The sequence below is a fragment of the Nonomuraea terrae genome (assembly GCF_004348995.1).
Classification (GTDB): domain Bacteria; phylum Actinomycetota; class Actinomycetes; order Streptosporangiales; family Streptosporangiaceae; genus Nonomuraea; species Nonomuraea terrae.
The window spans coordinates 1-11,716 of the sequence record NZ_SMKQ01000260.1; the positions used below are offsets into that span (position 1 = coordinate 1).

Below are 11,716 nucleotides of genomic sequence, written 5' to 3' on the forward strand. Positions count from 1 at the left end.
CCCGCCGCGCGCCCCCCGGTGGCGAGAGGTGTCGCGGGCGACGCGATCGTGCTGGTCATCCCGGGACGCAAGCGTTACCACGTCCCCGGGTGCAGGCAGCTGCTCGGCAGGGAGAGCGAGGAGCTCACCTACGAGGAGGCACGCGAAGAGGGCTTCACGCCCTGCACGACGTGCCTTCCCGACGCCGCGCTCGGCGGACGGCAGTTGCCGCCTGCCGCCGGTCCCGAGCCCGCCGTCACCACCGAGAGCCGGGCCGAGACCTCCGCGGAGACCCGCGACCAGCGGTCGCCGGTCGCCCCGCCGAAGCCTGACACGAAGGCTTCCACCCCCAGCCCGGAGCCTGCCGCCGCCCACGAGGAAGGCGCCACCGGTTGGTTCGGCCGCTCCCCGGCCGACGCCGCGGGCCAGGCACCGTCAACCTCCTCCGCCGCCGCATCGGATGACGAGCAGGCGGAGTCCGAGACTTCTTACTTCCGGCCGCCGCACGCCTCGCGTGCCGAGCCGCCGTCCGCCAAGCCGTCCGGGTCCGGTGAGCCGGCCTCCGGGGGATCCAAGACCGCCACGGGGTCGCCGGGTGGGCCTGGCCGTCCGGGCGGCAAGCCTGGTGGGGGCAAGCCTGAGACGGCTGACAGTGCCGCCGCTCGGCCCGGCCGCCCTGGGGCCACGTCCGGAGACGCCGGCCGTCCTGAGGCCGCTTCCGGGGAGGCCGGCCGTTCCCGTGCCGCCGCTGAGCCCGGCAAGTCCGGTGATCAGTCCGATCGTCCGGGTGGCAAGCCTGGTCAGACGGATAGCTCCGGTGGCAAGGGCGCTCAGTCCGGTGCCTCCGGTGAGGGGGCCGGTCGTCCGGCGTCCGCTGAGCGAGAGCGTGGACAGGGCGGGGCCGGTGTCGAGCAGGCTGGTCGTCCCTCCGGCAAGCCGGGGCAGGGGGCGTCCGGCGCGGCCGATGACGACGACCTCGGCCCCGTCACGGCGCCGCAGCCTCGCGTGTCCTCTTCTGCGATGCCCGGGCGCCCAGGGGGTTCTGGGGCGTCCGTACGTCCCTCCTCCGGTTCGGACAAGCCGTCTCAGCGGCCGACCGGGCCCGGCAAGCCGGCTCAGCGTCCTTCGGGTTCCGGCAAGCCGTCCGAGCGGCCTGCCGGGTCCGAGCCGTCCTCGGACGGCGAGACTGTGATCATCCACGAGCGGCCCGCGTCCTCGGCCGAATCCCAGGCCAAGCCCAAGGGGCCGCTGCCCCCGGGCCCGCCCGCAGGGTCGTCGGGCGCTGGGAAGGTCGCGACCGGACGTCCGTCGGTGCCTGCCGCCGGGCGGGGTGCGGGCGGCTCCACGAGTGAGGACTCTCCGGCGGAAGCGTCCAAGAGTGGCGCTCCCCAGCCGGTTGCTCCTGAGCCGGGCGCCCCCAAGGCGAGTGGTTCCAAGCCGGGCGTGCCCGAAGAGGGTTCTTCCAAGGCGGGGTCTCCGAAGGGGAGTGCCGCCAAGGGCGGTGGGCCCGGTGGTGACGGCGGAGGTTCGTCCGCCGCGGCCCGCGGCGGCTCCTCGCTGAAGGGCGGCTCCTCCGCCGCGGCCTCCGGGGGTGGAGCGTCGGCTCCCGCCGCTTCCCGGCCCGAGGGATCCGGCGCGTCCCGACCCCAAGGTGCCGGCACGTCCCGGCCTCAGGGGTCCGGCGCGACAGCGGGCGAAGGCTCCGGCAAGAGCGGTACGAAGCCTGGTTCGAAGGCCGACGCGAAGAACGGCGGCGACTCCGAGGACGACAGTAGTGGCGGGGGCAAGGGTGAGCGTCCCGGCACCGTGAAGGTGATCGTCGGCACTCGCCGCTACCACAGCACCGAGTGCCCGCTGATCCGTGGCGCTGGTGACGCCGAGGTCCAGACGATGGCCCTCTCCTCGGCCCAGGCGGCCGGCTTCACGAGCTGCTCGGTATGCCAGCACGCCCGCGAAACGGTCGGCTGACTCCGCTTCGGCACGGCAGCCGGCCCGAAAGCCTTGGGCCTGTACGGGATGCGGATCTTATGGAGGCTTCGACCCACCGGATGCCACCTCGCAAGTGGAGCCCGGCGAGGTGGCTTTCCGAGGTCTTGTCGGAGCGAAAGGCCAGCCGCTCTTCATCCGGTTGACGCACCCTTCGGTCGTGTTCCGTTCCTCGGCGGGATCTGGATCATGGCTGATGGGGCGGCCGCCACGAGAGCTGCGATTGACCACCAGGTCGGTACGGTCTTGATGCTGAGTCGGCACGGACGGGCACGGATGCCGCGGGAGCAGTAGGCCTTTGTCGGCGGCCACCGAGGCTGACGGTCAAGCGGACTTGGGCGCGGGGCGAGACGGCTGTGGGTCGTCTGCCGCTCGGCCCACGGTGGGACGAAGGTCAGCGGACGGCAGGACCGGTCGGCGGGCAACCTTGTCGGCCGGCGCGCCCCCGCGAGTGGCCCAGGTCGGCCGCCATCAGCCGTGTTCTGCGCCTTCCTCGTGACCGTCGGCGTTCGCCCGGGTGGTCGTCCCCTTTTCGCCGGAGTCGCCGTTCTGGGTTTGCGCCCTTGGCACAGCGGCTTTTGCTGTTCGCTTGTCTCAGCCGGCGCCTTCATCGCCTCGCCGTCCAGGACCATCCCTGGTGGCCACGTACAGGCTCCGGGACTGACTCGTCTAGCTGGTGGCGCCCCAGATGAGGGAGAGACCGGTGGCGGCGCGTTCGGTGCGGATCTCCATCATGGTGCCGAGGATGGTGGCATGGTCGGACACCACCGGCGTGGCGTCGAGCGCGTAGGTGATCCGGGTGCTGACGAGCACTGGGCTGCCTTGAGGCTCGTGGAGGTGCCGGGCGGCGGCGGAATCGAGCAAACCGGGCCGGACCACTTCGGACGCCCTGGCGACCGCCACTCCGGCGTCGGCGAGCGCCGTGTAGAGGGAGACGGCGGTGAAGTCGCGGTCGCGGATCTCGTCGGCTACCGGCCGGCGTACCCAGGACACCTGGTGGACGGCGGGACGCCCGGCGAACTCGCGGACCCGTTCCAGGCGCAGGGCCGAGTCGCCGGGACGCAGCCGCAACTCCGCGGCGATCGCGGCGGGGGCCCGGCGCACCGCCCGCCCGGCCACCACGGTACGCACGTCATGACCCTGTTTACGCAGATCGTCGACCAGGCTGCGGAGCGAGCCGAGGTGGTAGGCCAGGTGAGGCGGGGCGACGAACGTGCCCCTGCCGGGCTGCTGCACGATCAGCCCCTCGCCGCTGAGCTCCCGCAACGCCTGGCGCAGCGTCATGAGGGTCACCCCGTAGGAGGCGCTCAACTCCCGCTGCGGAGGCAGTGCCGCACCGGGGGCGTAGTGGCCCGACCGAATCTTCGCGGCGAGGTCGGCGGCGATGGCGCGGTATCTCGCCTCGTGCCCGGCGTCGGGGGTCATCGTGGTCGGTCACACTCCTGGTCGAGGGCTTGCCGCAGGGTCGCGAGGAAGGCCCGCAGGTCGTCCGGTCCCGCCCCGTCGAGCACCCGCCGCATGACCGCGGCGCCGACCACCACGCCGTCGGCGTGCCGGCCGGCCTCCCGCGCCTGGTCCGGCGTGGAAATGCCAAATCCTAGCAAGACCGGCCGGTCGGTGCCGCCTCTGATCCGCCGCGTGAGCTCCGCCGCCGAAGCGGCGAGGGTGGCCCGCTCACCGGTGGTGCCCATCAGCGACACCGCGTAGACGAATCCGCGGCTGCGGCGCGAGATCTCCTCCAACCGCGGCTGCGGCGTTGCCGGCGATGCCAGCAGGACCAGCTCGATCCCGGCGGCGGCGGCCACATCCGTCAGCTCGCCGGCCTCGTGCACCGGCAGGTCGGGCACGATCAGACCGGTGACGCCGGCGTGGCGCAGCGCCGCGCAGAACGCCTCGGGCCCGTCGTGCAGCACCAGGTTGTAGTAGGTGCTGGCGACCAGCGGCACGCCCAGGTCCGGCAGCTCGGCCAGGTCGGCGAGGATCCGGCGCGTGCTCGCCCCCCGGGCCAGCGCCGTGTCGTTGGCCTCCTGGATGGTGACGCCGTCCAGCGTGGGGTCGGAGAACGGCAGGCCGACCTCGATCGCGTCCGCCCCGGCGGCGGCGAACGCCCGCAGGTAATCCGTCCAGCCGGGCGTGATCCCCCCGGTGACGAACGGCATGAGCAGCCCGCGACCGGTGTCCCGGCGGGCACGCAGGTGGCGTTCGACCGCGCCCGCGGTCAGGGTGGGGTTCGTCACACCAGCTCCTTCAGGGTTGAGATGTCCTTGTCGCCCCGGCCGGACAACGTCATCAGCACCGTCGATCCGGCGGGCAGTTCGCCGCCGGCCACCGCGCGGATGATCCAGGCGAGGGCGTGCGCCGATTCGAGCGCCGGGACGATGCCCTCGGTGCGCGCCAGCCGTACGGCCGCGCGGACCGCCTCGTCGTCGGTCACCGTGACGTAGCGGGCCCGGCCCAGGTCGCGCAGGTGGGCGTGCTCCGGACCGACACCGGGGTAGTCGAGCCCGGCGGCGATGGAGTGCGCCTCCGTGATCTGCCCGTCGTCGTCCTGCAGGAACAACGAGCGGCAGCCGTGCAGGACGCCGAGCCGGCCGCGGGCCGCCCCGGCGCCGCCCTCCGCCTCGACGCCGACGAAGCGCGCCGAGGTGTCCGCGAATCCGGCGAACGTGCCGGCCGCGTTGGAGCCGCCGCCGACGCACGCGACCACGTGGTCCGGCACGCCGGTCCGCAGCTCGGCGGCGCACTGCCCGCGGGCCTCGTCGCCGATGACCCGCTGGAACTCCCTGACCATCCACGGGTACGGATCCGGCCCGACGACGGAGCCGAGGCAGTAGTGGGAGTCGCCGGTCGCGCCCACCCAGTGGCGCATGGCCTCGCTGGTGGCGTCCTTGAGAGTACGGCTGCCTGTGGTCACCGGCACCACCTCGGCGCCCAGCATGCGCATCCGGAAGACGTTCAACGCCTGCCGCTCGATGTCGCGCTCACCCATGAACACCGTGGCCTCCAGCCCGAGCAGGGCGGCGGCGGTCGCGGTGGCCACCCCGTGCTGGCCCGCCCCCGTCTCGGCGATCAGCCTGCGCCGTCCCATCCGCGTGGCCAGCAGGGCCTGGCCGAGCACATTGTTGATCTTGTGTGATCCGGTGTGGGTGAGGTCCTCGCGCTTGAGGTACAGCTGCACGCCCAGCTCTCCCGACAGCCGCCAGGCCGGCGTGAGCGGGGTCGGCCGCCCGGCGTGCACGGCGAGCAGCCGCGCCAGGGCGCCGCGGAAGCCCGGATCGGCCCAGGCCTCCCGGAACGCCTCGTCCACCTCGCGGCACGCCTCCACCAGGGACTCCGGCGCGTACCTTCCGCCGTACTCGCCGAACCGGCCCCGCGGCTGGGGCTCGCCCATCGTCCCGGCCACCGGTACGGGCTCACCCCACGGCAACACGTCTCGCATCCTACGCTCACCTCGTTCTATAACACCGCTGAGAGTTCTATAACAGTCAGTGTGGCATGGACGGCGTGGACACGCCACCCCTGGCTGGAGCGGCCTCGCGGGAGTCGCTGGTCCTGGTGCGGTTGCCGCACGACGCTGCCGTGCCGGCTACGGGGGCAGCGCGGGAGCGTCTACGGGCGGGTGTCGAGCGGCGTGCGCCCGGACGAGCTGCTGGTCGCTGACGTGATGCTGCCGGCCGCCGCGCGGCCGGTCGGGCGCCGTCCGTGGACGACGCCTGGCGCGGTGGAGCGGTCGGCTGGTGTGCGAACGGGGCGCGGGCCCGGGAAGCTACGAGGCGGGGCGCGGTACGCGGACGCCGAGCTGTGACCTACGGGAGCGCGCCTCACGAGGGTGTGCGGTCGCGATGTTGTGGCGCCGTAGTGGTGTGCGGGATCGCCGCCGGGCTGGAGCATCGGCCGCGGGAGGTGAGGGCGATGACGGCACGGCTGGGCCCCGGGCCGCCTGGTCAGCAGGCGGCCCGGGGCCCGGCGTCGCGATCAGACGCGGCGGAGCTGGAAGGTCAGGGAGAGATCCTCGTCCTGGTGGGCGGGGAGGCTCTCGATCGTGCCCTCGGTGAGGGTGGCGGCGAGGACTTCCTCGGCCACCACGTTGCCCTCGGTGCGCAACGCCTCCGCGAGTTCGGGCGACGTCGTGGTCCACCACAGGTCGATGCGGTCGCTGATCGACAGGCCGGTCGACTTGCGGGCGTCCTGGACCAGGCGGATGACCTCGCGGAGCAGGCCGGCGCGGCGCAGCTCGTCGGACAGCTCCAGGTCGAGGGCGACCGTCTCGCCCGTGCCCGTGCCGATGGCGCCCGTCTCCACCGCCCAGCCCGAACGCGGCTGCTCGTTGACGATCACCTCGTCGGGGCCGAGCGTGATCTCGCCCAGCTCGTCGGACTCCACCATGACCGTGCTGCCCGAGCGCAGGGTCCTGGCCAGGCGGGTGGGGTCGGCGGCGGCCACCGCGGCGGCCACCAGCTTGGTCTGCGAGCCGAAGCGCTTGCCGAGCGCCCGGAAGTTCGGCTTCACGGTGTACGACACGAGGTCGGCGCTGAAGCCGGACATGTCCTCGAGCGACTGGACGTTCAGCTCGTCGGCCACCAGGCCGCGCAGCTCGTCGGGGAGCGACGGCCAGTCGTGCGCCCCCACGAGGGCGCGGCGCAGCGGCTGGCGGGTCTTCACGCCCGACGAGGCGCGGGCCGAGCGGCCCAGCTCCACCAGGCGGCGGACGAGCGCCATCTGGTCCGACAGGGCCGGGTCGAGCAGGTCCTCGCGCACCTGCGGCCAGGAGGCCAGGTGCACGGAGGAGGGCGCGTCGGCCGGGCGCAGGACGTCCCACAGGTAGTCGGTGAGGAACGGAGTGATGGGCGACAGCAGCCGCAGCGTCGTCTCCAGGCACTCGTACAGGGTCGCGAAGGCGTCCTGGGAGCCCTGCCAGAAGCGGCGGCGCGAGCGGCGGACGTACCAGTTGGACAGGTCGTCGAGGAAGTCGGCCAGCCGGCGGCCGGCGCGCTGGGTGTCGTATTCGTCCAGCGACGCCGTGACCTCGGACACCGTACGGTGCAGCTCGGCCAGCACCCAGCGGTCGAGCAACGGGCGCTCGGCGACCGGGGTGGCCTGCGCCATCATGGACGGCGACCAGGACTCGGCGCCCGCGTAGAGGGTGAAGAACGACGAGGTGTTCCAGAGCGTCAGCAGGACCTTGCGGACGATCTCCTCGAGGGTGTTGTGCCCCACCCGGCGCGAGGCCCACGGCGAGCCCGAGCAGGCCATGAACCAGCGCAGCGCGTCGGCTCCGTGGCGGTCCATCAGCGGGATCGGCTCGAGGATGTTGCCGAGGTGCTTGCTCATCTTGCGGCCGTCCTCGGCCAGGATGAGGCCGAGGCAGAGCACGTTCTCGTAGGAGGACTGGCCGAAGACGAGCGTGCCGACGGCCATCAGCGAGTAGAACCAGCCGCGCGTCTGGTCGGTGGCCTCGCAGATGAACTGCGCCGGGTAGACGCCCTCGGGCTTGCCGCGCTCGCCCCACTGCGCGAACGGCATGGAACCGGAGTCGTACCAGGCGTCGATGACGTCGGGCACGCGCCGCGCCTCGCCACCGCAGGACGGGCAGGCGAACGTGACGTCGTCGACGTACGGGCGGTGCGGGTCGAGGGCGGAGACGTCTTGACCGGCGAGTGTGCCGAGCTCCTCCAGCGAGCCCACGCACGTGATGTGGGACTCGTCCTCGGTGCACACCCACAGCGGCAGCGGCGTGCCCCAGTAGCGCGAGCGCGACAGCGACCAGTCGACGTTGTTGCGCAGCCACTCGCCGAAGCGGCCCCACTTGATCGTGTCGGGGTACCAGTTGGTGCCGGCGTTCTCGGCCAGCATCTGGTCCTTGACCGCGGTGGTGCGGATGTACCACGACGGGAGCGCGTAGTAGAGCAGCGGGGTGTGGCAGCGCCAGCAGTGGGGGTAGCTGTGCTCGAAGTGGCCGCCGCGGAACAGCAGGCCGCGCGCCCGCAGGTCTTCGGTCAGCTCCTCGTCGGCGTCCTTGAAGAACCGGCCGCCGACCATGGGGACGTCGGCGAGGAAGCGGCCGTCGGGGCCGATCGGGTTGACGACGGGCATGTCGTAGCGCCGGATGACGGCCAGGTCGTCGGCGCCGAAGGCGGGAGCCTGGTGGACCAGGCCGGTGCCGTCCTCGACGGTGACGTAGTCGCCCAGCACGACGTAGTGGGCGCCCGGGATGTCGACGAGGTCGAACGGGCGGGTGTAGGTCGTGCGCTCCAGCTCGCGGCCGGTGTAGCGGGCCACCTCGGTGGCGCCCTCGCCGAGCACCGACAGCAGCGGCTCGGCCACGACCAGCACCTCGCCGTCCGCGGTGCGGGCGGCGACGTAGGTGACGTCGGGGTGCACGGCGACGGCCGTGTTGGAGACCAGCGTCCACGGCGTGGTCGTCCAGATCAGCAGCGAGGCGCCGAGCTCCGCCAGCGGGCCCGACGTCACGGGCATGCGGACGTAGACCGACGGGCTGGAGACGGTCTCGTAGCCGCCGGGCTGGCCCAGCTCGTGGTCGGACAGGCCGGTGCCGCAGCGCGGGCAGTAGGGGGTGATCCGGAAGTCGCGGAACAGCAGCCCCTTGTCGAAGACGACCTTCAGCGACCACCACACCGACTCGATGTAGGACGGGTCCATGGTGCGGTAGGCCTGCGAAAGGTCGATCCAGTAGCCCATCCGCTCGGTGAGCTGCTCGAACGCGTCGACGTGGCGCAGCACCGACTCGCGGCACTTGGCGTTGAACTCGGCGATGCCGTACGACTCGATGTCCTTCTTGCCGGACAGGCCGAGCTCTTTCTCGACGCCGACCTCGACGGGCAGGCCGTGGCAGTCCCAGCCCGCCTTGCGGGGCACGCTGAAGCCGCGCATCGACTTGTAGCGGGGGAACAGGTCCTTGAACACGCGCGCCTCGACGTGGTGGACGCCGGGCAGGCCGTTGGCCGTGGGCGGGCCCTCGTAGAACACCCAGGCGGGGTTGCCGGAGTTCTGCTCCACGGAACGCTCGAAGATCTTCCCGTCCCGCCAGCGTTCGAGGACCTCGCGCTCGAGCGCGGGCAGGTCGACCTGCGCGGGAAGAGAGCGGAACGTTGGGGACGACATGTCGGGCGTGACCTCCACGCTTGATCGGCCGGCAGGGCTTTTCGCGTGAAGGGACGAAGCCTCGCGGCTCCGCGGTACCACCCTTCTTGACCTCGCGCGGGCGAGGCCCTCTTCATTGGGGCTGCTGCCGGTTCTACTGAGCTCGCGAAAGCCGTTCTTCCGGCGGCTCCGGGGTGATATCCCTCACAGTCGGGCCCCATCAACGCCTTGCAGGCTTAAACCATAACGCAGAGCGGGGCCCGAGGCTTCCACGTTTTCCCCGTGGTTCTCCCAGGTGGGGCGTACGCCACGCCAAGGGACGACCATCACCACCTCGGTACGGACGGCGTAAACGGCGCAAAGTTGTGGGAATGGACGTCTCTGGGGAGGAGTTGAATGCGCGAGGCGGGATAGTACGGGGGAGGTAAACCGTCCGGCGGGTCGTTTGCCGTTCCGTTATACGGATCCTAAGCTGCCCGCACCATTACGGCCTTGATCAGCATGGAGGCAGCCATGGCGGCAGTCACGCAGACCACCACTCCGTCGATGTGGTCCGACGAGGAGCTGGCCGAGGTACGCGGCAGACTCCAGCAGGAGATCGACGAACTCGAGGCGGACATCCTGCGCCACGAGACCGAGATAGCCTCTGGAGACGTCACCCAGGGCGCCGGCGACGACCAGGCCGACGCCGGCGCGAAGACGTACGAGCGCGAACGCGAGATCGCCCTTACCCTGAATGCGCGCGATCTCGTCGCGCAGAACGAACGTGCGATCGCCAGGATCGACGCCGGGACCTATGGAGTGTGCGAATCGTGCCACAAGCCGATCGGGAAGGAACGCCTGCAGGCGTTCCCGAGGGCGACGCTGTGCGTGGCCTGCAAGCAGAGGGAGGAGCGCCGATAGGATCAGCGCCGCCGGCAGCAACCCCCCGCCGGCGCCTGTTCGCGGTTCTCGTCGTGCTGGCGGCCGTGATCTACGTGGCCGACCTGGTGACCAAGACGGTCGCGCTGCGCACGCTGGAAGGACAGGCGCCCCACGTGGTCATCCCGGACGTCCTGCAGTTCCGGTTGATCTTCAACTCCGGTGCAGCGTTCAGCATCGGCACCGGAATGACCTTCGTCTTCACCCTCATCGCCGCGGGCGTCGTCGTCGCGATCGTGCGCACCGCCCGCAAGCTCGGCAGCAGGGGCTGGGCGTTCGGGCTCGGGCTGCTGCTCGGCGGGGCGCTCGGCAACCTCACCGACCGGCTGCTGCGCTATCCCTCGGGGCTCGGGCGGCCCACGCAGCTCCAGGGGCACGTCGTCGACTTCATCGAGGTGCTGCCCGGGCATTTCCCCGTCATCGACTACTTCCCGGTGTTCAACATCGCCGACTCCGCGATCGTCTGCGGCGGCATCCTGGCGGTCATCCTGGCCTGGCGCAACGTGCAGATCGACGGGTCCAAGGAGGTGGCGAAGGATGAGTGAGCAGCGCAGTCTGCCCGTGCCCGACGGCCTGGAGGGCGAGCGCCTCGACGCCGCGCTGTCGCGGCTGTTCGGCTTCTCCCGTACGCGCGCCGCCGAGCTGATCGTCGCCGGCGAGGTGCTGGTCGACGGCCGGCAGCCGGCCAAGTCGGAGCGGGTGCACGCCGGCGCCTGGCTCGACGTCACGCTGCCGCCGCCGGTGGCCACGCCCATGCCGGTCGCCGAGCCGGTGCCCGGCATGGCCATCGTGTACGAGGACGACGACATCATCGTGGTCAACAAGCCCATCGGCGTCGCCGCCCACCCGACCGTCGGCTGGACCGGCCCCACCGTGATCGGCGGGCTGCTCGGAGCCGGTCACACCATCGCCACCAGCGGCGCGGCCGAGCGGCAGGGCATCGTGCACCGGCTCGACGCCAACACCACGGGCGCGATGGTGGTGGCCAAGAGCGAGCACGCCTACTCCCACCTCAAGCGCGCCTTCAAGGAACGCACGGTCGACAAGCGCTACCACGCGCTCGTCCAAGGGCATCCCGACCCGTTCCGGGGCACCGTCGACGCGCCCATCGACCGGCACCCGTCGGGTGACGGCCGGTTCGCGGTGGTGTCCGGGGGCAAGCCGTCGGTGACCCACTACGACACGGTCGAGGCGTTCCGGGCGGCGTCGCTGCTCGACATCAAGCTGGAGACCGGGCGCACGCACCAGATCAGGGTGCACATGTCGGCGCTGCGCCACCCCTGCGTCGGCGACCTGCTCTACGGCGCCGACCCCACGCTCGCGGCCCGGCTGGGCGTCACCCGGCAGTGGCTGCACGCGGTGGCGCTCGGGTTCGAGCACCCGGCGACGGGGGAGTGGATGTCGTTCAGCACCGACTATCCGCAGGACCTGCAGAAGGCCCTCGACCTGGTGCGCGACGAGTCCTGAGGCGGCCCGGGCCGTCCCGCCCGCCGGCCCACGGCAGCGCCGTTCGCGCCCCCGGCTCTGCTGTTCGCCGCGCCGGCCTCGCCGCTCGATCCCTCCACCCTGTCGGGTGACTCGCTGGGGGTCTCCGAGGGCTCTTCCTCCTCCTCTTTCTCGTCCTTCTTGCTCTTGGTGGGCTCCGGCTCCCGCGTCCGGCGATTCTCCCCGGAGTCGTCGTCGTTGCCGCGCCTGTCCGTGCCGCGCTCCCGGGGCTGGGTCGGGGAGG

General features: G+C 72.0%; 8 protein-coding genes and 1 pseudogene. 4 read left to right on the forward strand and 5 right to left on the reverse strand.

Annotated elements, in window-relative coordinates:
• Nucleotides 1–1,785 precede the first annotated feature (1,785 nt).
• A complete protein-coding gene (locus E1286_RS48530) occupies nucleotides 1,786–1,947 on the forward strand; it encodes a hypothetical protein (protein WP_165970165.1) in 162 nt (53 codons plus the stop codon).
• 687 nt (nucleotides 1,948–2,634) lie between these two features.
• On the opposite strand, the gene E1286_RS42330 is transcribed toward E1286_RS48530, so the two are convergent.
• From E1286_RS42330 to ileS, 4 genes are all read right to left on the reverse strand, one after another.
• Entirely contained in the window at nucleotides 2,635–3,390 is a 756-nt protein-coding gene (locus E1286_RS42330; RefSeq protein WP_132622251.1) for a GntR family transcriptional regulator, read from the reverse strand.
• Nucleotides 3,387–4,202 carry a tryptophan synthase subunit alpha gene (trpA, locus tag E1286_RS42335; protein ID WP_132622253.1) on the reverse strand — a complete coding sequence of 272 codons (816 nt, stop codon included), beginning with the start codon at nucleotides 4,200–4,202 and terminating at the stop codon, nucleotides 3,387–3,389. Before trpA ends, E1286_RS42330 begins: the two co-directional genes overlap by 4 nt.
• A complete protein-coding gene (gene trpB, locus E1286_RS42340) occupies nucleotides 4,199–5,404 on the reverse strand; it encodes a tryptophan synthase subunit beta (RefSeq protein ID WP_165970166.1) in 1,206 nt (401 codons plus the stop codon). Before trpB ends, trpA begins: the two co-directional genes overlap by 4 nt.
• A gap of 536 nt (nucleotides 5,405–5,940) precedes the next feature.
• Nucleotides 5,941–9,087, reverse strand: coding sequence for an isoleucine--tRNA ligase (ileS, locus tag E1286_RS42345; RefSeq protein ID WP_132622255.1), 3,147 nt, complete (start codon nucleotides 9,085–9,087; stop codon nucleotides 5,941–5,943).
• Between the two features lie 471 nt (nucleotides 9,088–9,558).
• On the opposite strand from ileS, the gene E1286_RS42350 reads away from it, so the two are divergent.
• From E1286_RS42350 to E1286_RS42360, 3 genes are read left to right on the forward strand one after another with little or no spacing between them, the layout of a single operon-like run.
• Complete coding sequence (locus tag E1286_RS42350) at nucleotides 9,559–9,969, forward strand: TraR/DksA family transcriptional regulator (RefSeq protein ID WP_397053214.1); 411 nt, start codon at nucleotides 9,559–9,561, stop codon at nucleotides 9,967–9,969.
• Between the two features lie 53 nt (nucleotides 9,970–10,022).
• Nucleotides 10,023–10,532, forward strand: a complete 510-nt coding sequence (locus E1286_RS42355) for a signal peptidase II (protein WP_132622257.1) — start codon at nucleotides 10,023–10,025, stop codon at nucleotides 10,530–10,532.
• Nucleotides 10,525–11,454, forward strand: a complete 930-nt coding sequence (locus tag E1286_RS42360; protein ID WP_132622259.1) for an RluA family pseudouridine synthase — start codon at nucleotides 10,525–10,527, stop codon at nucleotides 11,452–11,454. Before E1286_RS42355 ends, E1286_RS42360 begins: the two co-directional genes overlap by 8 nt.
• Here E1286_RS42360 and E1286_RS49645 read toward each other — a convergent pair.
• Nucleotides 11,403–11,716: pseudogene (locus E1286_RS49645) on the reverse strand (hypothetical protein); the annotation flags it as partial. The gene E1286_RS42360 and the pseudogene E1286_RS49645 overlap by 52 nt on opposite strands.